Origin of the sequence: Flavobacterium sp., from assembly GCF_013822155.1 — a bacterium.
Lineage (GTDB): Bacteria > Bacteroidota > Bacteroidia > Flavobacteriales > Flavobacteriaceae > Flavobacterium.
The window spans coordinates 1-23612 of sequence record NZ_PNJW01000009.1 but is presented as its reverse complement, the minus strand read 5'-3'; the positions used below and the strand labels follow the sequence as shown (position 1 = coordinate 23612).

Here is a 23612-nt window from a genome sequence, read left to right as displayed (position 1 = left end):
AATATTCTAATTTCGTTGTTCAATGTTCAAAATTTGACTGCAAAAATAACACTTAAACTGTTATTTCAAAAAATTATTACTTTTTATAAAAAGGTAATTTTACTACTTTCGCAGCTACTTTGTTATTTCTGATTTGAATAAAGATTTCACTTCCTTCAGAGGAAAATTCCGTTTTAACATAGCCCATTCCGATTCCTTTTCCAACGGTTGGAGCCATCGTTCCGGAAGTCACAATTCCAATATTATTTCCGTCTGCATCTACAATTTCATAATCATGTCGTGGAATTCCTCGTTCGGTTAATTCAAAACCAACTAATTTTTTGGTCACACCGGCTTCTTTTTGTTTTTTCAGGTTTTCAGAATTTGTGAACTCTTTGTTGAATTTGGTAATCCACCCTAAACCGGCTTCAATAGGAGAAGTGGTATCATTAATGTCGTTTCCATATAAACAAAAACCCATTTCCAATCGCAAAGTATCACGAGCCGCTAATCCGATAGGTTTGATACCAAAAGAAGCTCCGGCTTCAAACACTTTGTTCCAAATTTGGACTACTTCCGAATTTTTACAATAAATTTCAAATCCACCTGACCCGGTATAACCGGTTGCGGAAATGATTACATGTTCGATTCCGGCAAAATCAGCCACTTCAAAATGATAGTATTTAATTTCAGCTAGATTAATGGATGTCAATGATTGCATGGCTTCCATTGCTTTTGGTCCTTGAATGGCCAATAAGGAATAATCTTCAGAAAGATTTTTCATTTCTACGCCTAAATCATTATGAGACGAAATCCAATTCCAATCTTTATCTATATTGGAGGCATTAACGACTAATAAATATTGTTCCTCTTTAATTTTGTAAACGATTAAATCATCCACAATTCCGCCATCATTATTTGGAAGGCAAGAATATTGTGCTCTACCATTGTATAAAGTGGCTGCATCATTAGAAGTTACTTTTTGTATTAAAGCGAGTGCATTAGGGCCTGTTAACAAAAATTCACCCATGTGTGATACATCAAAAACGCCAACGGCATTTCGAACGGTTTCGTGTTCGGCAGTAACTCCTTCATATTGAACGGGCATATTGTATCCAGCAAATGGAACCATTTTAGCTCCTAAGCTCTCGTGAATGTGTGATAAAGCGGTATTTTTCATTAGTTTGTTGTGTATAATTTGAAGTGGCTAATTTATTAAAAATAATGAAATTTTTGAGTGAAATATGCTGTCAAATTTATTTAATTGTTACTTTTTTATTCGATTAGTCATTATTCTTGCATAAATCAGATTTCTGTCCAAAAATATTTTCATTCACAATCCTAAAAACATATATTTACTTTTTTAATAATTAATGCATTCCATTTTTTGATAGCATGAAGCAAGAAGAAAATATAGTACCACAACACATTGAAAAAGAAATTATTGAACCCCAACTCAATATGCTTTTAACTACTGATGAAGAGGATGAAAGACCGGTTTATATCGCAGGAAATTTTAACAATTGGGTTACACAGGATAAGAATTTTCAAATGGAAAAAGTAGGAAAGGGACTTTATCATTTTAAATTCCCTTATGATTTTATATATCCGGACGAAATGTTATACAAATTCACCCGCGGAGATTGGAGTGAAGTAGAAATTGATAAATATGGAAATCGGACTGAAAATCGTTCGTGCAAACAGCATAATGGTATAAAAAAGGAACATGTTGCCAAATGGAGAAGAAATTGGTTGCCCTTTAAGCCTAATTTTTTACCCAAGGTTCATTTAATTTCTAAAGAATTTGAGATTCCACAGTTGAATAAAACCAGAAAAGTGTGGGCATTGTTGCCACATGATTATGAAACGTCCACAGAACATTATCCGGTAATGTATTTACAAGACGCTCAAAATTTATTCAACGAAAAAGCTAAATACGGAAATTGGGAAATTGATAAAAAATTGGCTGTTATGGCCGAATATAAAATTGGTAAAATCATTGTAATTGCCGTTGAGCACGCTGATAATGAACGTATTATTGAATATAATGTTGGTAATACAGTATTAGGAGCCGGGCAAGGTAAAAAATATATTCGTTTTCTAACCGATACTTTAAAACCGTTCGTTGATGCAAATTTTAGAACCAAACCCGAACGTGAGCATACCGGTATCGGCGGAAGTTCCATGGGTGGATTGGTGAGTATTTTTAGCGGGATTATGTATCCGGAAGTATTTGGAAAATTAATGATTTTTTCGCCCTCTTTGTGGGTTGTTCCTAAAATTAAGTTGTCTTTTTTAGATATGGAAGAGCCGCAAGACACTCGCATTTATTTGTATGCCGGAGGAGATGAAAGTGCGACAATGATTGATCATGTAAAGAATTTTAAAAAAAGACTGCATAAAAAAGATGCCATTAATGACAAAATGAAAGTACGATTGAGCATCAACGAACAAGGAAAACATAACGAAGTGTATTGGAGTGATGAATTTCCAAAAGCGATAGAGTGGTTGTTTTTTAGTACAAAAGAGGATTGACAATATCCCTTTCAATGTCAAAAATTAAATAAAAAATTGTTTCGATATGAATATTAAATATACAAATAATCAATCCTTAAAAAAACTAAACTTAATCCCGTATTTTGAAACGGAAGAAAGTATTGTTTTTAATGAAATTAAACTTTCAAAGTCAGTTTTCTCCGGAAAAAAGGACAGTCTTCACCTTTTTGAAAAGGACGAAAACCTTTTTCTATTCGTCGGATTAGGAAAGGAACCCGACTATAAAGTTATTAAAACTGCGTTTAGAAGAATATCAGCCAAGCAGATTTCGCATTTTAAAGAGGAGGCTAAGCTTTTTCTTTCCGCTGATTTCTCCAACGAAAATGTGGAAGCAATTATCTCAGGACTTTGGTTGGGAACTTATCAATTAGGTCATTATAAAAAAGATAAAAAGCAACATCCTTTGGAGAACGATAATTTTGATTTTGAAATCAATTCAATATTAGAGGTTAAAAATGCTGTTATTAAAGGCTTAAAAATTGCCAAAGCTCAATTAGAAACCTATCATTTAGTTGATTTACCACCCAATAAAATCACACCCAAACATTTAGCCGATTGGGCTATGCAAACGGGTAAAAATTATGGTATGGAGGTTACAGTAATTGGTGCTGAGCAAGCCTATATTTTAGGTTTAGATGCCTTTGTTTCGGTAGGAAAAGGAAGTGCCAACGAATCGCAGTTTATCATCATGGATTATCATCCAACGACAGCTAAAAAGCACATAGGTTTGGTTGGTAAAGGAATCACATTTGACACTGGTGGTTTAAACATAAAAACGGCAGGAATAGTTCATATGAAATGTGATATGGCCGGTGGTGCAGCCGTTTTGGGAACCATGCAACTGATTGCCGATTTACAATTGCCTTATCGGGTTACTGCTATCGTTCCTGCTTGTGAAAATTCGGTAGATGCTAATTCTTTCTTACCCAGCGATGTGATTGGAAGTTATAGTGGTCATTCCATTGAAATCATTGATACCGATGCAGAAGGAAGATTAATTTTAGCGGATGGATTATCCTATTTAATCAAAAATTACAACCCGGAAACGATTCTTGACATCGCTACATTAACCGGAAGCAGTGTGGCCACTTTTGGATACGAATGTGGAGCGTTATTTAGTAAGAATGATAAGTTAGCCAAACAGTTGCAAAAGGCAGGTGATGTAACGGGTGAACGACTTTGGCCTTTGCCGTTATGGGATGTTTATAAATCGGATGTAGAAAGTGAAATTGCCGATGTAAAAAATTATTCCGGAAAACCGGTTGCCGGTGCTATTTCTGCTGCAAAGTTTTTAGAATTTTTTACTGAAAATCATGTTTCATGGGCACATCTCGATATTGCCGGCGTTTCGTTTGTAGATGATGAATTTGCCAAAACCAAGCATGCTTCTGCATTTGGTGTGCATTTAATTACTAATTTTATTGAAAACCTATAGTCTATGGAAAATACTGCTAAAACATTCATTTGTATTTCTAATTATTTTAAAGGGAATGATTTTTTAATCAATATGAAGAAATTGGGTAATAAAGTTTATCTCATAACTTCAGAGAAATTGCGTGATAAACCTTGGGCTCATGATTCGATTGAAGAAATTTTTTATATGCCGGGACAGGATGTGGATTGGGATTTAGATATGCTTTTACATGGGGTAGCCGGATTAATGCGGAAAGAAAAAATTGATGCTATTGTAGCCTTAGATGATTTTGATGTGGAAAAAGCAACTTTTTTACGTGAAAACATCCGTATGGATGGAATGGGACAAACGACCGGTCGTTATTTCAGGGATAAATTAGCCATGCGGGTAAAAGCACAATCGGAAGGCGTTCCGGTTCCTGCTTTTAGTGCGTTGTTCAATGATGAATATATCAATCATTTTGCCGATACCGTTTCGCCTCCATGGGTTTTAAAGCCACGTTCAGAAGCTTCAGCTACCGGAATTATGAAAGTACATTCGAAAGAAGAATTATGGCATAAAATTCATGAATTGGGAGACAATCGTATTAAGTATTTGGTTGAGCAGTTTAAACCAGGAGCAGTTTATCATTGTGACGGATTGAATTTTAACTCCAAAGTGTTGTTTAGTTTGACTTCGCAATATTTAGCCACGCCAATGGAAATTTCGCAAGGAGGTGGGATTTTTAGAAGTGCAAACATCAAGTACAATTCCACCGATGACAGAGCTATTAAGAAAGTAAATGAGCAAGTTATGAAATCATTTGGAATGAAACACGGTGCCACACATACCGAGTTTATTAAATGTGATGAAGACGGAAAAATTTACTTTTTAGAAACGTCTTCCCGAGTAGGCGGTGCTCATTTAGCAGAAATGGTTGAAGCCGCATCCGGTATCAATTTATGGGGAGAATGGGCTAAAATTGAAGATGCTCTTGTTCGTGGAATAGAGTACAAAGTACCTTCTCCAAAGAATGAGTTTGCAGGAATTGTATTGACCTTATCCAAATATGAACACCCTGATTTGAGTGGGTTTAATGACAGTGAAATTTGTTTTAGGGTTCCGTTGGAATACCATGCCGGATTGATTGTGAAATCTTATAAACCGGAACGTGTTCGTGAATTGTTAGATGATTATGCAGAACGACTGGTTCAAGATTTTTCGACTGTTTTGAAACAAAAAGAAGTAAAGAAATTTCATTAAATTAAAACATAGTAATTTTTATTTACCATATAAGTCATATAAGTTTTTTTATGTTTTTAAACTTATATGACTTATATGTTTAAAAATAATTTAGATTGAAAACTTACGACCAAAATAACTTCCACAAACACACTTTTTGCCTTTGGAAACAAGTTTCGCAAGCTGATTTTGAGTTGCAAAAATCGCATTTCAAAAGTAAGTCAGGTAGTGAATATTTTTTTACTAAAGAAGGTGTTTACCGCATTTCCAATCATTGGGGGCGGGCGGCCAATTGCCGTTGGCGATTAATCGTTTTAGAAAATTATAAAAATCAAGAAACAAAAGTGGGTTTTGCAAAATGGATCGATTTTTATCCAAATGATGAGACGACTAACTTATTTTTTATTCAGGTTGATTTTGATAAGAATACGGTTGATTTTTTTCATAAAGAGATGCCTTTTTACGATGGAAAAGCAGTTTTACGAAATGCCTCTGAAACCGCTAAAACAATTAGGATTATCAAACAAGTTTTAAACGAAGAGGATTGGGCGAAGTATTTGGAGTATGAAGATTTGGAGGGTTTACGAGAAGAAGTTGTCATGAAAATGGTTTATGATGGGATGAGTTTTGGAGATGCGAGGAGGAATTTGATTAAATAGTTTAAATTTAAGAAACATTATGAAACTATGTTAAAAAAAATATTATTTTTCAGTTTTATTTTAGCTTCAACTTCAATTTTTGCTCAAGAAATTATTTCTAGAAATATAGAAATTTTATTTTTTGAAAATGAAAAAAGAGTTGAATATGAAGTTTATGCTGTTAATGATAATACAAATTTAATCTTAAAATTGGCAAAAGTTAACGGTCTTATTAATATTGATAAGAATTTAAGCAACTGTACATTATTCATTAAAAATGAAAATCATATTGTAAAAATTCCTAAAATCGATTATTTGTTTAATGTAAATTTTATAGAAGTAAATTTTTATGATTCTGAAAACAAACAATTATTTGAGAAAAAATACAACAAAGAGTTTAAAAGAAAAGGGAAAAGTTATCAGGTATATTTTGGTTTAGAAGATATTTATTTTCTAGATTATTCAAAAAAACAAATAAGGAAGTTAAATAAAAATTTTAGAAACCTTAAGTTTTGATAATATTGATTATTTGTGTGAGACGAATATAATATATTCAAGTAAATTATCATAACGATTTGCTAACTTTCCTAACATTTTACCTTTAACTACTATTTCTCAAACATCCCAACCGTTCCACCAACCCAATCTTTGTCTTTGTTAAATTTTACACCAATCATTTCACCTCGACTGAGTCGGACTAAGTTGGTTACAAGTGTAGGCGAGGGAGCGTCTTTTTTCCAAACGGCTAAGAGGCGGACTTCCGCTTTTACTTTACCATCCGGTGATTGAATGATGGGAAGGTAGTTCACTTTTTTCTGTAGAATGTATAAGTCTTTCTCTTTTACGGCTTCGATGTCTTCTTTTTTCACATGAAAAATTACGCCACTTCCGGAGAAAGAAAATAAAGGTTTGAGTACATAATTTTCTAAATCGGTTGGAATTTCTTTTAAGTCAGATAATAAGGTAGTTTCAATGAAGTATTTCCCTTTTAAATAAGGCAGAATGAATTTACTGATACGGAAAAACCAATTCGGATGTCCAGCCCATTCCACCTCTAAATCAGCAGAAAAATCAAAGTTGAGTTTCAAATCAGAACGCAAATCCAATTCGTCAAAAATAACACGATTATAAATGCGTTTTACTTCAATTTCTATTCCTTTTTGGTTAGTATAAAAAAGTTTTCTTCCTTTTTGAATCAATTCCGTCACACAAACTATAGGGATGCTAATATCCCGTTTGCAGTAATAAAAATCAATTTTTGTATTTTGCTTTTCCGGTTCAATTTCTAATAAAATGACATTTTCTTTTGGGTAATTATTACAAATTACTTCTTCAATTAATTTACCGTAGGATTCTTGGTTCAAGCCATTTAAAAAAGGAGTTAATTCCGAAAGAAAAGGGTAATGCTCTTCAAATTTATGGGCAAGGTTACTTTGAAAATTATATAAGGATGGAAAGCCTTGTACTTCAATTAGCTTCGGAATGATATTTCCGTTTTCTTCACAAATACCAAAATCAATGGCTAAAAAGGTGGTATGGTTATCTTCATTAGGAACTTTTCTGTTTAATTCTAATGCTTTGTTGGTTAAATTTTTAAAATCATTCTTTTGAATAAAATGGATGACTTCATGGCAACCTTCTAACAATTGATTTTTTAATTCATTGGATATAAAAAAAGGTGTTTCACCAATTCGAAAAGTAGGTTTGTAATCAAAATCAGCCGAAATACTTTCTATTAAATGATTGTATTTTTCGACAGTAAATTGTTCGTTGAATTGTTTTCTGTATAATGGATTCATAACCTGCTTTTTTAACCAAAAAGGCACAAAAGAATTAAACTGATGTGCCTTTGTAGAAATTACTATTATTCAATTTAATTGGAAAGAATTTTTTTATGCTTTAATAAATCGTTGATGGCTATTCGAAGGAAATTTGGAATTATCGTTTCATTAGTTTGATAAATTTTATCTTCTTCTACCAGATTTTCCAACATTTTTAAGAATTTCACCCGACCTTTCATTTTTATAATTTTTTCACGAAAGTTTTTATCTTTCATGTGAGCTAAAAAGCTTAACGGATCGGCTTCAGGATGAAATTGCAAACCAACAAATTCGTTAGAAAATCGAATTCCCATGATGGCTCTTTCATATTGCACATGGTCTCTTATCTTTTCTAAAGCGATGATTTGAGCTCCCATTTTTTTAAAATTTTTCAAATGAGGCTGTACCACTTGAAAATCTCTACTATCTATTGTGTAAAACGGATTCGCCAACCCTTCAAATAACGGGTCATTCATGCCTTCGTTTACTTTATGAGTTGTCATAACGCCAAAAGAAGTGTCTTTTCTTTTATTTACCTCGGCTAAACCAAAATGTTTGCAGGCCATTTGAAAGGAATGACAAATGAATAATACATGTTTTTTCATGTCGTTTTCCTTGTTCCATTTCCAAATTGAATCAATCAATTCAAAATATTTTACATCCCAATCACCATCACCTTCTAATGGATTTCCTGGTCCACCGGTGGATATATAAATATCAAATTTTTTAATATCCGGAAATTCTTTTTTTCTACGAATATCGAAAACCTGAAAAGAAACCATTTGATTAAATCCATTGATAATGTCAAAAATACAACGCATGCCTTGATTAGGCTCTCCATCATACATGTCTAATACTGCAATTCTGATTTGTCTATTCATTTGGGAATAATTTAATGAAGCAAATATAACTTATTTGAATGAATGTCAACTTTGTTGCTTTTATTGTTTATTAAATGTTCTATCAACATTTTGATTTCTTTCTAAGCGGTTAATTTCAACTTTATCATCGTTTTAAACGATGAAAAGTGATTTTAAATTCCTTTTGTAAATTGACTTGTAATATAATCGACCACTTTGGTTAAATCTTGAGTTTCTTCAAAAACAGCCAATTGTTTTGCGGCACCGGTTCCTTCTCTGAGAATAGTGTGGACATAATTTATTTCATCACGACTGCCTAATTCGTCCACAACATCTTCAATAAAATCTAATAATTCTAAAATTAATTCCTTGGTTGGAACTTCTTTTTGGAGCCCAAAATCAATCATATTGCCTTGAACACCATAACGGGCCGCACGAAATTTGTTCTCTTTTATCAATGCCAAACGATACACATTAAAACTAGTATTAGCCATGTTTAATCTATATAATTTTGCTACAATTGCCTGAATAATAGCTACAATACAAATCGTTTCATCCACCGTTAAACTCATATCACAAATACGAAATTCTATCGTATTATAAAATGGATGCAATCGTAAATCCCACCAGATTTTCTTGGGATTATCAATACAATTTGTTTTAACTAAGGTTTCTAAAAAATTATCATACGATTGGACCGAATCAAAATATTCCGGTAAACCGGTTCTTGGAAATTTATCAAAAACTTTCGTTCTAAATGATTTGTACCCTGTGTTTCTACCTTCCCAAAAAGGGGAGTTTGTTGATAAGGCAAAAATGTGAGGTAGAAAATAACAAGCTTGGTTGATTAGTTGCAAACCAATTTCTCTACTTTCAATGCCGACGTGACAATGCATTCCGAAAATTAAATTTGAACGGGCAGCGTCTTGTAATTCGTTTACAATAGTGTGATATCTTGGATCATCTGTAATAGGTTGGTCTTGCCATTTAGAAAAAGGATGAGTTCCGGCTGCACCAACGACTAAACCTTGATTAGCCGCTAATTCAACGATTTTTTTTCGTAAAAAAGTGATTTCTTCCCGAGCTTCTTTTACATTTTTACAGATGTTAGTACCTACCTCCACCACGGATTGATGCATTTCAGCTTTCACTTGTTCCTGCAAAATAATTTTTGCTCCATCGACAATTTTCGACATGTGTGAACGTAAATCCCTTGTTTCCGGATCAATAATCAAATATTCTTCTTCTACACCAAGTGTAAATACCGGCAATTCTTTCTTCATAATCATTTTATTAAAAAAACTGTTACTTATTTAAAAATAAGCTATCTGCATTAAAATCGTTTTGCATCGTTTACAGAACCTTTCATAAAAGTTCCCCAAGTAAGGTTCATTTGCCCGTCTTTGTGCTTTTTAGCATATTCTATGGCCATTTTAGCAGCTTCTTCAACAACCCATTCAAAGTTTTCTTTACCCACGGAAGTCAATTCAGCATCAGGAGCTGGATTTCCAAAATCAATAGCGTATGGAATTCCGTCACGAACGGCAAATTCAACAGTATTAAAATCATAACCCAATCCCTTACAAAGGCGAAGTGTGTAATCTTTTACAGTAGCCAATAGTTTTTTATCAGCCGGAGGACCATCGACAACATATCTCAAATGATGAGGATTACGGGGTTCATAGGGCATAATTCGAACCGCTTTACCACCTAAACAATAAACACGAAAATATTGATCAAAGACAATTTCTTCCTGCAAAAGCATAACTAATTGTCCGGTTTCACGATGAATTTCCCAAAACATATCACGATCTTCTAATCGATAGACATTTTTCCATCCACCACCGGCATACGGTTTCATGTAGGCAGGAAATTTAACATAGTCAAAAATTGCTTCCCAATCCATTGGGTATTTTAAATTTCTAAATGATTTACTGGTTGTATCCGTTGGATGTTCTGCAGAGGGAAGAATTACTGTATTTGGTAATGGAACGCCCAATACATCAGCTAAACAATTATTAAAAAATTTATCATCGGCACTCCACCAAAATGGATTATTGATTACTGCTGTTCCGGTTAAAGCAGCATTTTTTAAATAGGCACGATAAAATGGAACATCCTGAGAGATTCTATCAATTATTACAGCATATTCTGTTGCTTTATTTTGAACTACTTTATCAATGGAAACGGCTTCAGCAATGATTTCTTTTTCATTTTTTGAATTAACACGATTTATAAATGCTTGTGGGAAGGTATCTTCCATTCCGAATAAAATTCCAATTTTTTTCATTTTGTATTAATTTAATTATGATTAAATAATGCTTTCGTTATTGTTATAAAAACTTAATTCTGGATAAATAATGAGGAAACATTTCTTTCCAAACCGGCCAATCATGTTCGCGGTTTTGACGAATATCAAGCCAATGAGGAACATCACGGTGAGCCAGAACACGGCTTAATTTGAGATTTGCATCAAAACAAATATCCCAATTCGAAGTACCCAAAATAATATCCATATTCCATAATTCCCGATCGTTCAAACCATGCAAATAATCTTCGGGACTATTATAAAAAACATTGTCATCATGGTAGCCATCCATAAAGTTTTTAATATTAAATGCTCCTCCCATTGAAAAGACATGACTTACGTAACCCGGATGGCGAAATGCAAAATTTGCCGCATGATATCCTCCAAAACTACATCCGGCGACAGCTACTTTTCCGGAATAGGTATTGTTTTTGACTCTTTCTACAATTTCATGACAAATCATTTTATCATACCAAACATGGTTTTGAATGCGATGTGTGGGGTGAATATTTTTGTTATAAAAACTGTCTTTATCAATGCTATCCGGACAAAATATTTGAATTAACCCTTGTTCGATATACCATTTCGCGGATTCAATCAATCCTTGATCTCTATTTTCATAAAAACTTCCCATTGAAGTTGGAAACAAAATAACCGGATATCCTGCATGACCAAAAACTAACATTTGAATCTCTCTTCCTAAGTTAGGGGAGTGCCATTTGAAATACTCTTCTTTCATATCATTGGTTTTAACAATAATACTGAATTTTAGGCAAAATATAACATGAGGAGTTGAGATTTTGTGATTTTTATGATTATATGTTTATGAATATGAAATGGATAAATAAAATACAAAAAACACCGCTAAAATTGCACTACCTTTCAATAATTTGCAATAAAATTGATGCTTTTTAAATTGATTACGAGTTGTTTTAAGTACCTATTATGCCTTTTTAAATTAAAAATCATTTAAGTATATACAATTAGGGTAGTAAAATGATCTAAAAAATGCGTAAATTTATAGAACATAAAAAGAAATTTATCTAATATAAAATCTAAAGGATTATGAAAAATGCAACCTATATATATCTGCTTTTGTACTTTATTTTTTCCTGTAGTCCGAAAATTCAAACGAGTGAGAGTGTAAGTGAAGCTCCACTAATAAAATCAAAAAATACAGGATATTTTCATGCAATTGGTACGGAGCCATTTTGGAATTTAGAAATAGCCGAAAACAGTATTCGATTTAAAGAAGTAAATGCTGATAACGAAATTAATATTTCTCATGTGGAACCTATTAAAGTGATGGATGCAAATATAAAGACGTATATATCCGTTTCAGAGGAACAAGAAATGAAAATTACAATAGAACAAAAAGATTGCTCTGATAAGATGTCGGATAATAATTTTTCTTATCAGGTTAAAGTGGAATTAAAGAAAAAAAATCAAACTGCGATTACTACTTTTTATGGTTGTGGAAATTATATTGCTGATTATAGACTATATGATAATTGGGTTCTTGAAGAATTAAATGGTAAAAAGGTAAGCAAAGATAATTTTGCAAATGAACTTCCGCTTTTAGAAATTAATGCTTCTGATAAAAAAATCAGGGGATATGCCGGTTGTAATCGTATCAACGGAATTTTATTTCAAGAGCGTGAATTACTTCGATTTACAAATATTATTAGTACTAGAATGGCTTGTGATGAAGCAAATTTAGAACAGGAATACTTGAAATGTTTGCAAAGTTCTACTCAATATGAAATAAAAAATAATAGACTATATTTATCTAACCCATCCGAATTGCTAATTGTATTTAAGAAAATAGATTAGGATAAATCTTGAAATTCAAAAATTTGCACATTGCTTTTCAATCGTTCAATTAACATATTCATCATTCTTTTGTTGAGATTAGATGAATTTTGAATATATTCTGCATATTCACTTATTGTAAAAAGACCAATAACCATTCCTTTTAAAGAGTTTCTGAATTTGATGTCTTTTTGAATAGCATTTTCTATGAATAGCAATTTCTTCTCAACAGAATAAGAATAGAAATCGTTTTTATGTTTAGAAACGTAATTTTTGAATACATCAATAAACAAATCATTCTGTAATTTTAGGATAGGGCGGATGGTTAAATTTTGAAATTTTTCCTCTTTTGAGGATTGTTCAGAAACAACTCCTAGTGCTTCGCCTCTGTTTTCGATAATATAAAGATCACGAGTATTCATTTTTTTCTTTTAAAATTATAAAAAAACCTCTGTCGTTAAACAGAGGTTCATTTATAGTTATTAAGAATGAATTGTTAATTATTTCACTTTGAAAGTTACTCTTCTTACCAATCTTCTTGCACCGGCTGAATCTTTATCAACAGAAGTATCTTCACCATCAGAAACAACATTCAATCTGTCTTCAGTAATACCTGCTTTCAATAAAATTTCTTTTACGCTGTTTGCTCTTGTAGCAGCTAACTTATCATTATAAGGATTTTTACCAATTTCATCTGCATGACCAATAATATCAACAGTTGCAGTTGGGTTATTTCTTAAATAAGTTAAGATAAAGTCAATTCCTTCAGTAGAAACATTTGTTGGTTTCGTTTTGTTGAAATCAAAATAGGTAGCTACATAACCTTCGTTGATTAATTTTTTAACGGTTTCTTTTTCAGAGTTAACTAACATTTGATTGGTAGTGTAAGTACTATTTAAGTATCTTTCCATTTCGTCAGGAACTCCGTTTTTATTTAAGTCAACCATTCTACCCTTCGTGTCTACAGCAATACCTGCAATTGAATTTGGTTCAACATCTAAATAATCAGGCACACCATCTTGATCAGTATCACCCATATTATTTTCAATTTCACCAACACGTTTTTCAAGAGCTTCAATTTCTTCTTGTTGTTTATCTCTTAAGACAGCCCAATCTCCGTGAATTTTTTCAGCACCAAAAGAGAAGGAAGCTCCCAACGAAATAGTATATAAACTTCCTGCTAAATTATTATTTGGATCAGAATATGCTCCATCCCAATTGAAATGTTGTCTTACATAAGAATTCATTGTAAAATCAGCATTCATGGCTAAATGTTTAGTTATTCTAAATTCAGGAGTGAATCCAATCATGATACCACCATTCCATTCATCTCTATCTTTATTAATTCCCATTTGAGGAGTCATTTGTGCCACTTGAATACCACCATGAAATAATAAGCTAAATCTACCTAATGCTTCTTGAATGTCAAATAAACGTGCTCCATTGACAACACCTTGAATACCAAAGCGAATATGTTGCATTTCAAAATCTAAACTTTCATCACTTAAATTCTCTAAACGATCAAAAGCTAAATCTGCCTTTAAACCAAATTTAGGGCTAAACATATATCGAACACCACCACTATAATGATTTAAGGTTACTGAACCAAAAGATTTATTAGGGTCACTTCCAAAATAGCCAACAGAATAAGGTTTAATACCTTTACTTTGACCAAGGTTGAATTCAAAAGACCATTTGTTGTATTCATCATTAAGATCAGTTTTTAGGGTATCTTTATCTTGTGCGAAAGATTGTGAGAAAGTCAAAACTGAAAATGAAATTAATAGTATAAGTTTCTTCATTTTAAATTGTATCAAGTTAAATTTTAATTTTTGCAAATATAGAGCAAATGTTGAGATAATCAAGAAATTTGGTTAAAAAATAAAATTAAACAGTTAATTAAAAAGAAGTTAGAATTTTAAAATTGAATTAATATAAACATAAGCCCCAAATAATTAAATATTTATTTGTAATCGAATTGTTACAATGCTCATTTAATAAAAATTGCGAAATCCTTTTCGGTTAATGATTTCATAAAATTTTATTTTTAGAGTAAAGTAAAATTTAAATTTACCTAAAAAAAACATGAGATTTCATACAAGAAAATGGGTCAAACCCGAAGATTTGAATCCGAATGGTACTTTATTTGGAGGACGATTATTAGCTTGGATTGATGAAGAAGTAGCTTTGTATTCTATTATACAACTAGAAAACCCAAGAGTGGTAACCAAACACATGTCTGAAATAAATTTTAAAAGTTCAGCTAAAACGGGTGATATTGTTGAGATCGGTATCGATGTTGTAAAATTTGGAAATACCTCAATTACTTTAACATGTGAAGTGCGTAATATAATGACGAGAGAAACAATAATCACTGTTGATACTATAACAATGGTAAATTTGGATCAAGAAGGTAAGCCTTTAGTGCATGGAAAAACAAAAATAGAATTTATTACTGATCGATTAGATAAATAATCAATCTTTATTAATGTATTTACTTTCAATGTAAAATGTTCCAAACGGAATGATAGAAGCTAAACAAATTATACCAAACTTTTTGTAATTCCAAGGACTGGAAAACTTTAAGGTTAATGCTAATAATATATAGACAATAAATAGTAGTCCATGAGCCATTCCGATTGTTTTTACAAAAATATCCTGACCTGCCAAATACTTCATTGGCATAGCAAAAAATAAGAGCAGAATGAGTGAAACCCCTTCGAACCAAGCTGTTTTTCTGAAAATTTCTAGCATGTTATAACATTTGATAAATGGCAAAACCGTAAATTACAAATCGCATCAAACGTAACAAGGCAAATAAAAGAAAATTTTTGAAATTGAATTTTATCATCCCTGCCGCCATTGATGCCATAGCAAAGGGTAATGGTAATAAAGCCCCAACAGCAATCAATAAACCACCCCATTTTCGCATATTGATAATATGTTTTGTCATTTTTTCAGACATAAATTTATTTACCGATGGAATATAAAGAATCGCTTTTCCGGTTATATAAGATACAACACCGCCTAAATAAGACAGAATAGCTAACAACGAAAGATAAAGAAGGGGAAAGTCTGTGTTTTTTGTCCAAGCTATAAAAATATCAGGTGGAAGAAGTCCAAGAATAGATTCAGAAATAAAAAACACGGAAAATATAGCAAAATCACTATATCGTTCTGTTAACATAATTAACGCTTCATTTATATTTATTACATAATAATGAACATAAAATAAAGCACCTAAAATGAGTAGGGTAGGCAAAAAAGCACTTTTTATACCATCAAAAATGAACTTATAAAATCCGGTGTAAGTGTAATAAAGGTGAAGTTGTTTCCATTTATTTTTTTTAACTCGTTCTCTTTCCATAATTAATGAATATCACTTTCTTTAATGATAATAGTTGCTTTAGGTTTAATAAAATATAAATATAAGTATCCAATAGTTCCTCCGGTTAAAGAGGCAATAAGGATTCCAATTTTTGCTTGTTGAATTAATTCATTATTGTCAAAGGCTAAATTTGCTACAAATAAGGACATGGTAAATCCGATAGAAGCTAATAATCCAACACCAATTAAATGTTTATAATTCATCCCTTCCGGTAATGATGCCAATTTTAATTTGAGAAACAAACTTGTTACTCCTACAATTCCTATGAATTTACCAATTAATAGCCCGAAAATCACCCCAATTGCGACATAACTTGAAGTTGTGGTAGCTGTTTCCGATGATAAAGTAACTCCGGCATTGGCTAGAGCAAAAATGGGCATAATTATAAAAGTAACAACAGGATGAAGACCATGTTCTAATCGTTGAAGTGGCGTCATTGCTTGTTTAGACAATGTACGCATGTCCTCTAAAATATGAAGTTGTTCTGGAGTAACAGTTGGCACTCCATTAGGGTCAGCTTTTTTAAATTTTTCTAAATACATTTTCATTTTTTCCGAAAAACCAATCTCATCTATTTTGACATTTGCCGGGATTGTAAAAGCAGCTAAAACACCTGCAATGGTTGCGTGAACTCCGGAGAGTAAAAAAGCCATCCACAATCCACCAATGCCTAATATCCCATAATAAATTGTATTTCGGACACCAACCAAATTTGAAATAATTAATAATAAAAGAAAAGCTGTACCAATAATTAAACTGGTAAATGAAATATCTGAAGTATAGAAAAAAGCTATAACCAATACCGCTCCAATATCATCAGCTATCGCCAAAACCGTTAAAAACAGTTTCAAGGAAGTAGGGACTCTGTCTCCCAATAAAAATAAAACACCCAAGGCAAAAGCAATATCGGTTGCCATTGGTATTCCCCAACCGTTTTGAGCTTCCCCGGTGGAATTAAATAGTAAGTATATTAGAGCTGGAAAAATCATTCCACCAAATCCTGCCGCTACAGGTAGAAAAGCTTTTTTTGGATTTGAAAGTTCACCACCAATTATTTCACGCTTTAATTCAAGTCCAACCACAAAGAAAAAAACAGCCATTAAACCGTCATTTATCCAATGATGTAAATCTTGGTCTAAAAGGTATTTATTATCAAAGCCTAAACTGAATTTGTGTTCCCAAAAATGATGATAAGCTTCTTTCCAAGGTGAATTTGCTAAAATTAATGCAACAACTGCAGCTAAAAAAAGCACAATTCCACCTGTTGTTGATTTACCGATAAAGCGATTGACTGGGTTAATTACCCATTTATCAATTGGCGTTATTTTTAATCGGTATTTCATTAATAAGCCTTGTTTTTTTTAAGGGTTGTAAAAATAGGAAAGTTCATTGATTATACAGAATATTAAATGCCTTTTCCCCTCAATTTATATTTAATTTAACCTTTGTCACTATTTTTTTTAATTTAATAACCTTAAAATTCGTTTTCAGGGTTTTATCTGCTTATTTTTGCAAAATTCAATTTTTCAATTTTATAATGTCAAAAAAAGATATATTGCTTGAATATGAAGAGAAGAAGAAACTCTACAGTTATCAATTAGGTGATATTGACCTTATTTTTGACAAAATTGAAACGGCACCTCATAATTATCATTTACTATATCAATTGCCAACAGGAGGGGGGAAAACAGTCATCTTTTCAGAAATAACCAGAAGGTATTTAGAAAAATATGATAAAAAGGTGGTTGTTTTAACGCATCGAATTGAACTTTGCAAGCAAACATCAAAAATGCTGAAAGGATTTGATGTAAAAAATAAAATTATTAATAGCGTTGTAAAAGATTTGCCCGATCAAAATGATTATTCTTGTTTTGTGGCCATGGTTGAAACCTTGAAAAATAGGTTGAATGATGAAAAATTGCATATTGATAATGTTGGTTTATTAATAATTGATGAAGCCCACTTTAATTCGTTTCGGAAATTATTTCATGCTTTTAAAAACACATTTTTCTTGGGTGTTACAGCTACTCCGCTCAGTTCAAATATAAAATTGCCTATGGGCGAAAATTATCATGAATTGGTTGTTGGACACAGTATTGCTTCCTTGATTGATAAAGGTTATTTAGCTAAAGCAACTACATATAGTTATGATGTTGGATTGACTTCTTTAAAAATTGGTATTAATGGAGATTATACAGTGAAATCATCGGATGAATTGTATACTAATTTGGCCATGCAAGAAAAATTGATTCATGCCTATACCGCCCATTCGATGGGGAAGAAGACGTTGATTTTTAATAATGGAATTATTACGTCGCTGAGTGTTCTAGATACTTTTAGGGAAGCAGGATTTAAAAACATAAAACATCTTGACAATACTAACTCCAACGAGGAACGAAAAGATATTTTAAAATGGTTTAAAGATACTCCGGATGCTATATTGACCTCGGTTGGAATTTTAACAACAGGTTTTGATGAGCCAACCGTAGAATCGATTATTTTAAATCGGGCAACCAAATCATTGACGCTTTATTTTCAAATGATAGGAAGGGGTTCTCGAAAACTTCCTAATAAAGATGCTTTTTCTATCATTGATTTAGGGAATAATGCCGCTAGATTTGGTTTATGGACAGATAAATTAGATTGGCAACATATTTTTAAGTATCCTGAACAATATATTCACAACCTCAAGGGAGATGTGGAAATTGAAATGAATTTTTATTACACAATGCCGGAGGAGTTAAAAGCTAAATTCAGTAATACTCCGGATATAACTTTTGATGTAGAAACGGAATATAGAATTGCATTATCTAAAAATTTAAGACCTAAAGTTGTGATTGAAAAATCGATTGAACACCATGCTACTATGTGTGTGGATAATTCAGAAACATTGGTTGAAGCTAAACAATTGGCAAAAGAATTAGCAGAAGATATCGAAAGCAGAGTTCGACATTTTACAAATTGTTTAAGTAGTTCTACTAAAAACTACAGAGAATGGCTGATTGAAGATTACAAAACAAGACTTACTGTAACCATTGGTCGAAAATTCAGAGAAAAAATCTTTTCAATGGACTAAATCGGTTCATTTTTAATGTTAAAATTTGATTCTTCATCACTTTTTATTTCAATTCGATTACCGATAATCGGTAGAATAAGTTACTCGTCTAGAGCACTATGCATTTCGTCGATGAAATGAGTGTTTTCAACAGATTTCAGCGTTTATATTTTGTGCTCACTAGATTTAAATCTAAATTTGTAAAGAATTTAATGATAGAAAGTATTTATTAATATTATGTTAATCAGCATTTTCAAACTTTAAGTTCTTTTTAGAAGTCGTCCCCAAAAAGCCGGCGTTCCAAAAAATACCACAAACCACCCTAAGATTGTTAAAGTGCACCAACTTGTCTGGTTCTGCATAGTCAGAATTATCGGCGAACGGACCTTTATTATGTAAATATTATGAAAAGAAAGCACGATGTAATGTTAATTTTAGAAGGGACTTATCCTTTTAACGGTGGTGGAGTCTCCACATGGGCACACATGCTTTGCAATGAAGTAAAAAATTCTAATTTTACTCTTTATTCTATTAATGCTGAATTCGAATCAAAATCCAAATATAAACTTAGTGAAAATGTCACTAATGTTATTCAAGTTCCTTTATGGTCTCCAATGGAGCCACAAGAAATGATTGATTATGGTAAAAAATACTATAAAATTATTTCCCTAAAAGAAAAAAATGATTTAGAAAAAATCAATCAAGTATTCATTCCAATTTTCCAAGATTTATTGCGTCATATCTTTTCTAATAACAGAGATGTTAGAGCATTTGATGATACTATCCGAAAAATGTGGAAATATTTTCAAAAACACGATTATAAAAAAACAATGAAAAGTGAACCGGTTTGGAGAACTTTTTGTTACATGGTTAGTGATTTGAATTCAGAAAGCGAAAATGAAAAAGTTACTTTGTATGACTTAACTTCAGGAATGCGTTGGATTTATCGATTTTTAATTCCACTTTCTGTTGAAGTTCCAAGAGTTGATGTTTCTCACTTAACATTATCAGGTTTCCCGGTTATTCCAGCTTTAGTTTTGAAATATAAATATGGAACACCAATGATTGTTACAGAACACGGCGTTTTTATTCGTGAGCGTTTATTAGCAATCAACTCTTCTGAGTATTCTTATTTTTTGAAAAAAATGTTGATTAAATTCTCAGAATGTGTAACAGAATTAGTTTACTATAAAGCAGATAAAATTCTTTCCGTTAATAAATTTAATATTAAATGGGAAAAAATGTATGGAGCTGATCCGGAAAAAATTGAAATTATTTACAACGGAATAGATCACAATGTGTTTAAACCGCTACAAAAGCCAGCTCATTTAGAAAATATACCAACGGTTGTTGCCGCTGCCCGTATTTTTGATTTGAAAGACATTGAAACTATGATTAGATCGTGTGCAGTTGCCAAAAAACAAATTCCGAATATTCAGTATTTAGTTTATGGTGATAATAATGCTGTACCGGAATATACTGCAGAATGTGAAAAATTAATTGATGAATTAGATTTAAGAAATAATTTTAAATTAGCAGGATACCACAGTAAACCACATGAATTATTTTGTGAAGGTGATATATCCATCTTAACTTCTATTTCTGAAGGATTTCCATATACAGTTTTGGAATCTATGAGTTGTGGAATTCCTGTTGTAGCAACTGATGTAGGTGGTGTTACTGAAGCATTGGACAATTCCTGTGGTTATATTTGTAAGCCAAAAGATTTTGAGGAAATTGGAAATAGAGTAGTAGAACTGCTTAATGACAAAGCCTTGAGAGAAAAAATGGGAGAAAATGCAAGAAAAAAAGTAATAGATAACTTTACAATTGGTAAATTTATTGCTGAATATGAAGATGTTTACGAAAGAGTAATTACAAGAGAAGTAAAAGAAGTTCAAATGCCAATTTTAATCCCATCTATGGAAGAAGAACAAGTAAAAGCCTCATAAACCAACCCAAGCCCAAACCCAACTTAACCGAAAAATATAGAATATTTGTGTTCTAAAAAATGCAAATGGAAAAGCATAGTGAAAACATAAAAAACTTAATCAATAATGTCAAAGATAAAATAGGTAAACCGGTCAGCAGTAGAGTTGTTGCCGCTACCATCGAATCTTTTGGCATTAGAGATATAGATACAGAAGCCGATTTTGGTGTTTCTAACATTCAGGATTTATCAGTATATGTTTATAGACAGTTAACAACTTCTCTAGAACATAAAGATAGTTTGAATGTTAAGGAGCGGGAATTTGTTGAAACAAATACCGATACAATCCAACTTTCGGATTACATGATGGTAAAAGCAAAAATCTTTGCTCAATATTATCCATTAGGAATTTTTCATTTACTACCTGTTTTTCTCCAAATTGCTGCAATTGTAGTATTTGGTTATTCTTTATGGACGCATGTTCATTTCAATCATTTGCAATCAACCGCGGTAGTTTTAGGAGTTATGATTGGTATCATAACAAGTGGCGGTTTTGTTCAAGTTATTGGTAGGCAAGCCTCTTTTTATTGGAATTATCATGATTATTCCATGACCAAAAAAACCATTGATTATTTACTTAAATTAGGAGTAAAAACATTATTAATAATATTTTTACTCATTTGTTTTATAAATATATTTATTCACATATATCCGTTCAAGGTTTTATTTATTGTTTTTACATATGCTTTTTTTGTGGGTACATTATTATTAGTTTTAGCACCCCTACATACCATTAAGCAACGATGGATGATAACCATTGCGGTTATTTTAGGAACTTTTGTTACGGTCATATTAAATAAATATACCGATTTACTTATTTATTACACCCATTGGTTCGGAATTGCACTTGCGATACTTTCGGCTAAAACGTATATTTATTTTTTCTTTAGAAATTATTTGAAAAATCATCCACCTAAAGCGGATTTAAATATTAAATCCTCTGTTTTTATTTATCAAAATCATAGATATTTCTTATATGGTTTATTTGTTTATTTCTTTATTTTCATTGATAGAATTTTAGCTTGGTCTGCCAATACTAAAGGTCAACTTCCTTTTGTAATTTATTTTGAAAAAGATTACGAATTAGGCATGGACATGGCAATTTTGGTTTTTCTATTATTAGCGGGTGTGTTAGAGTTCAGTATAGCCTCTTTTACCAGGTTTTTAGATATTACCCAAAAATTAGTTCAATTTGAAAAGCCCAAAAACTTTAATAAAGAACTGCACAAATTATATTGGCAAAACATTTTGGTTTTATTAATAACCAGTTTGATAATTTATTTTTTAATTTATCAAGTTATGTTTGCTTCATGGGGTTATAAAGGCCAGTTTAATGAAGATTTACAAAACATTAGTATAAAAGTTTGTTATTTAGGTGGAACCGGTTATTTTTTCTTAGCTTGGGGAATGCTTAATACGTTGTATTTGTTTACTTTAGGACATACTCAACAGCCATTAAAAGGGATAATTTATGCGATTGTAATAAATATAACCGTTGGTTTTATTTTGAGCCGCTTTTTAAGTTTTGAGTACAGTGTTGTAGGCATGTTAATAGGAGCTCTGTTTTTTATGTTATATACTTTAAAACACATATTTCATTTTTTCAAAAAATTAGATTATCATTATTATGCGTCGTTTTAATTTGTTTTTGTGGTTTTTGCCATCGTTAATAGGCTCTCCTGTTTTCAGTTTTCCTGTAAACAAGAGTACTGTTTTGGTTTGTTATGGCAAACTTGACGCTGCAAAAATTAAAGGGTATAATTATGTGATTCTTGAAGAAAAACATTTTAAAAAAGAGGAAATAACTATCATTAAAAAGAATAATAAAAATGTATTGGCCTACATTAGTTTAGGTGAAGTAAATAGTAATGCTTCACATTATAATTTATTAAAAGATAATACATTAGGAAAAAATAATAATTGGAATAGTCATTATTTAGATTTGAAATCAGATAAAACAACCATTGTTTTGATGCGGTTAATCAAGAAGAATTTAGACAAAGGTTTTGATGGATTATTTCTTGATAATATTGATAATTATTCTTCTTTTGGTCCTCAAAAAAACCAGCGGAAAGAATTAATTGAATTAATAAAAAAAATTAAAAAGCAATATCCCAATCACTTATTGATTCAAAATTCAGGAGCTGAACTTATAGAGGATACAAACAAATCTGTTGATGCAATTCTATTTGAGTCAGTTGCAACAAATTTCAGTTTTAAGGATAATGCATACAAACTAAGAGAAATAAAGGATTATACAGCTTATCTTGAGCGTTTAAAAGCGATACATTCTAAGTATAAATTGCCAATTATTTTAGTTGAATATGCTGATAATCAAAAGTTATATTCAGAAGTTATTAGTCGTCTTACTTCAACTAATTTCGAGTATTTTATTGGAAAAATTGACTTACAATCAATTCCAAATTTCACCAAAACTATCAAATGATACTTTCCAGCACCATATTAATCGGTTTTGTGCGACTCATTTTGTTGTTGCTTTTTCTATATTATTGCAATAATAAATTAGTGAAAAGACAAGAAAGTCATACCCTGATTCAATTCATCGTAAAT

The 23612-nt window shown here is 31.6% G+C and carries 22 protein-coding genes; 11 read left to right on the top strand and 11 right to left on the bottom strand.

Going from position 1 to position 23612, the window contains the following annotated elements:
• Positions 1–76 precede the first annotated feature (76 nt).
• Complete coding sequence (gcvT, locus tag C0512_RS03930; RefSeq protein ID WP_290859062.1) at positions 77–1159, bottom strand: glycine cleavage system aminomethyltransferase GcvT; 1083 nt, start codon at positions 1157–1159, stop codon at positions 77–79.
• A gap of 215 nt (positions 1160–1374) precedes the next feature.
• On the opposite strand from gcvT, the gene C0512_RS03925 reads away from it, so the two are divergent.
• From C0512_RS03925 to C0512_RS03905, 5 genes are all read left to right on the top strand, one after another.
• On the top strand, positions 1375–2514 hold the full coding sequence (locus tag C0512_RS03925; protein WP_290859060.1) for an alpha/beta hydrolase-fold protein: 1140 nt from the start codon (positions 1375–1377) through the stop codon (positions 2512–2514).
• A 46-nt stretch (positions 2515–2560) separates the two neighbouring features.
• Positions 2561–3970, top strand: coding sequence for a M17 family metallopeptidase (locus C0512_RS03920; protein ID WP_290859058.1), 1410 nt, complete (start codon positions 2561–2563; stop codon positions 3968–3970).
• Between the two features lie 3 nt (positions 3971–3973).
• Positions 3974–5191 (top strand): ATP-grasp domain-containing protein, encoded by a 1218-nt coding sequence (locus C0512_RS03915; protein WP_290859056.1) that lies wholly within the window; start codon positions 3974–3976, stop codon positions 5189–5191.
• A 95-nt stretch (positions 5192–5286) separates the two neighbouring features.
• Positions 5287–5829 carry a hypothetical protein gene (locus tag C0512_RS03910; RefSeq protein WP_290859054.1) on the top strand — a complete coding sequence of 181 codons (543 nt, stop codon included), beginning with the start codon at positions 5287–5289 and terminating at the stop codon, positions 5827–5829.
• A 27-nt stretch (positions 5830–5856) separates the two neighbouring features.
• A complete protein-coding gene (locus C0512_RS03905; protein WP_290859052.1) occupies positions 5857–6324 on the top strand; it encodes a hypothetical protein in 468 nt (155 codons plus the stop codon).
• A 92-nt stretch (positions 6325–6416) separates the two neighbouring features.
• Here the strand turns inward: C0512_RS03905 and C0512_RS03900 are convergent, their stop codons facing one another.
• From C0512_RS03900 to C0512_RS03880, 5 genes are all read right to left on the bottom strand, one after another.
• Positions 6417–7607, bottom strand: a complete 1191-nt coding sequence (locus C0512_RS03900) for a hypothetical protein (RefSeq protein WP_290859050.1) — start codon at positions 7605–7607, stop codon at positions 6417–6419.
• Positions 7608–7681: 74 nt separating this feature from the next.
• Positions 7682–8509: a homoserine O-succinyltransferase gene (locus C0512_RS03895; protein ID WP_290859049.1), complete on the bottom strand. Its 828-nt coding sequence runs from the start codon at positions 8507–8509 to the stop codon at positions 7682–7684.
• 152 nt (positions 8510–8661) lie between these two features.
• Positions 8662–9771 carry a carboxylate-amine ligase gene (locus C0512_RS03890; protein ID WP_290859047.1) on the bottom strand — a complete coding sequence of 370 codons (1110 nt, stop codon included), beginning with the start codon at positions 9769–9771 and terminating at the stop codon, positions 8662–8664.
• Positions 9772–9821: 50 nt separating this feature from the next.
• A complete protein-coding gene (locus C0512_RS03885; RefSeq protein ID WP_290859046.1) occupies positions 9822–10778 on the bottom strand; it encodes a hypothetical protein in 957 nt (318 codons plus the stop codon).
• Between the two features lie 43 nt (positions 10779–10821).
• Positions 10822–11535 carry an alpha/beta hydrolase-fold protein gene (locus tag C0512_RS03880; RefSeq protein WP_290859045.1) on the bottom strand — a complete coding sequence of 238 codons (714 nt, stop codon included), beginning with the start codon at positions 11533–11535 and terminating at the stop codon, positions 10822–10824.
• 326 nt (positions 11536–11861) lie between these two features.
• Here C0512_RS03880 and C0512_RS03875 point away from each other — a divergent pair, with 326 nt between their 5' ends.
• A complete protein-coding gene (locus tag C0512_RS03875) occupies positions 11862–12629 on the top strand; it encodes an META domain-containing protein (protein ID WP_290859043.1) in 768 nt (255 codons plus the stop codon).
• Here C0512_RS03875 and C0512_RS03870 read toward each other — a convergent pair.
• On the bottom strand, positions 12626–13030 hold the full coding sequence (locus C0512_RS03870; RefSeq protein WP_290859042.1) for a glyoxalase: 405 nt from the start codon (positions 13028–13030) through the stop codon (positions 12626–12628). The two genes, C0512_RS03875 and C0512_RS03870, sit on opposite strands and share 4 nt — an antisense overlap.
• Before the next feature lie 78 nt (positions 13031–13108).
• Positions 13109–14410 (bottom strand): OmpA family protein, encoded by a 1302-nt coding sequence (locus C0512_RS03865; RefSeq protein WP_290859041.1) that lies wholly within the window; start codon positions 14408–14410, stop codon positions 13109–13111.
• A gap of 283 nt (positions 14411–14693) precedes the next feature.
• Between C0512_RS03865 and C0512_RS03860 the strand changes: the two genes are divergently transcribed.
• The gene (locus C0512_RS03860) at positions 14694–15083 is read left to right on the top strand and encodes a hotdog domain-containing protein (RefSeq protein WP_290859040.1); all 390 of its coding nucleotides are present in this window, start codon (positions 14694–14696) and stop codon (positions 15081–15083) included.
• Here C0512_RS03860 and C0512_RS03855 read toward each other — a convergent pair whose 3' ends face one another.
• The 3 genes from C0512_RS03855 to nhaA are packed head-to-tail and all read right to left on the bottom strand — an operon-like array spanning position 15084 to position 17339.
• On the bottom strand, positions 15084–15362 hold the full coding sequence (locus C0512_RS03855) for a DUF3817 domain-containing protein (RefSeq protein WP_290859039.1): 279 nt from the start codon (positions 15360–15362) through the stop codon (positions 15084–15086).
• A 1-nt stretch (position 15363) separates the two neighbouring features.
• Entirely contained in the window at positions 15364–15975 is a 612-nt protein-coding gene (locus tag C0512_RS03850) for a VTT domain-containing protein (RefSeq protein WP_290859037.1), read from the bottom strand.
• Between the two features lie 2 nt (positions 15976–15977).
• Positions 15978–17339 (bottom strand): Na+/H+ antiporter NhaA, encoded by a 1362-nt coding sequence (gene nhaA / locus C0512_RS03845; protein WP_290859036.1) that lies wholly within the window; start codon positions 17337–17339, stop codon positions 15978–15980.
• Between the two features lie 194 nt (positions 17340–17533).
• Between nhaA and C0512_RS03840 the strand changes: the two genes are divergently transcribed.
• From C0512_RS03840 to C0512_RS03825, 4 genes are all read left to right on the top strand, one after another.
• Positions 17534–19072 (top strand): DEAD/DEAH box helicase family protein, encoded by a 1539-nt coding sequence (locus C0512_RS03840; RefSeq protein WP_290859034.1) that lies wholly within the window; start codon positions 17534–17536, stop codon positions 19070–19072.
• Positions 19073–19455: 383 nt separating this feature from the next.
• Positions 19456–21003, top strand: a complete 1548-nt coding sequence (gene pelF / locus C0512_RS03835) for a GT4 family glycosyltransferase PelF (RefSeq protein ID WP_290859032.1) — start codon at positions 19456–19458, stop codon at positions 21001–21003.
• Between the two features lie 65 nt (positions 21004–21068).
• Positions 21069–22682, top strand: a complete 1614-nt coding sequence (locus C0512_RS03830) for a hypothetical protein (RefSeq protein ID WP_290859030.1) — start codon at positions 21069–21071, stop codon at positions 22680–22682.
• Entirely contained in the window at positions 22669–23487 is an 819-nt protein-coding gene (locus C0512_RS03825; protein WP_290859028.1) for an endo alpha-1,4 polygalactosaminidase, read from the top strand. The genes C0512_RS03830 and C0512_RS03825 overlap by 14 nt, the downstream gene beginning before the upstream one ends.
• Positions 23488–23612: the final 125 nt, after the last annotated feature.

Coding starts and splice junctions, on each gene's coding strand:
- gcvT (WP_290859062.1), bottom strand. CDS start 1,159: ATGAAAAATACCGCTTTATCACACATTCACGAGAGCTTAGGAGCTAAA.
- C0512_RS03925 (WP_290859060.1), top strand. CDS start 1,375: ATGAAGCAAGAAGAAAATATAGTACCACAACACATTGAAAAAGAAATT.
- C0512_RS03920 (WP_290859058.1), top strand. CDS start 2,561: ATGAATATTAAATATACAAATAATCAATCCTTAAAAAAACTAAACTTA.
- C0512_RS03915 (WP_290859056.1), top strand. CDS start 3,974: ATGGAAAATACTGCTAAAACATTCATTTGTATTTCTAATTATTTTAAA.
- C0512_RS03905 (WP_290859052.1), top strand. CDS start 5,857: ATGTTAAAAAAAATATTATTTTTCAGTTTTATTTTAGCTTCAACTTCA.
- C0512_RS03900 (WP_290859050.1), bottom strand. CDS start 7,607: ATGAATCCATTATACAGAAAACAATTCAACGAACAATTTACTGTCGAA.
- C0512_RS03895 (WP_290859049.1), bottom strand. CDS start 8,509: ATGAATAGACAAATCAGAATTGCAGTATTAGACATGTATGATGGAGAG.
- C0512_RS03890 (WP_290859047.1), bottom strand. CDS start 9,771: ATGAAGAAAGAATTGCCGGTATTTACACTTGGTGTAGAAGAAGAATAT.
- C0512_RS03885 (WP_290859046.1), bottom strand. CDS start 10,778: ATGAAAAAAATTGGAATTTTATTCGGAATGGAAGATACCTTCCCACAA.
- C0512_RS03880 (WP_290859045.1), bottom strand. CDS start 11,535: ATGAAAGAAGAGTATTTCAAATGGCACTCCCCTAACTTAGGAAGAGAG.
- C0512_RS03875 (WP_290859043.1), top strand. CDS start 11,862: ATGAAAAATGCAACCTATATATATCTGCTTTTGTACTTTATTTTTTCC.
- C0512_RS03870 (WP_290859042.1), bottom strand. CDS start 13,030: ATGAATACTCGTGATCTTTATATTATCGAAAACAGAGGCGAAGCACTA.
- C0512_RS03865 (WP_290859041.1), bottom strand. CDS start 14,410: ATGAAGAAACTTATACTATTAATTTCATTTTCAGTTTTGACTTTCTCA.
- C0512_RS03860 (WP_290859040.1), top strand. CDS start 14,694: ATGAGATTTCATACAAGAAAATGGGTCAAACCCGAAGATTTGAATCCG.
- C0512_RS03855 (WP_290859039.1), bottom strand. CDS start 15,362: ATGCTAGAAATTTTCAGAAAAACAGCTTGGTTCGAAGGGGTTTCACTC.
- C0512_RS03850 (WP_290859037.1), bottom strand. CDS start 15,975: ATGGAAAGAGAACGAGTTAAAAAAAATAAATGGAAACAACTTCACCTT.
- nhaA (WP_290859036.1), bottom strand. CDS start 17,339: ATGAAATACCGATTAAAAATAACGCCAATTGATAAATGGGTAATTAAC.
- C0512_RS03840 (WP_290859034.1), top strand. CDS start 17,534: ATGTCAAAAAAAGATATATTGCTTGAATATGAAGAGAAGAAGAAACTC.
- pelF (WP_290859032.1), top strand. CDS start 19,456: ATGAAAAGAAAGCACGATGTAATGTTAATTTTAGAAGGGACTTATCCT.
- C0512_RS03830 (WP_290859030.1), top strand. CDS start 21,069: ATGGAAAAGCATAGTGAAAACATAAAAAACTTAATCAATAATGTCAAA.
- C0512_RS03825 (WP_290859028.1), top strand. CDS start 22,669: ATGCGTCGTTTTAATTTGTTTTTGTGGTTTTTGCCATCGTTAATAGGC.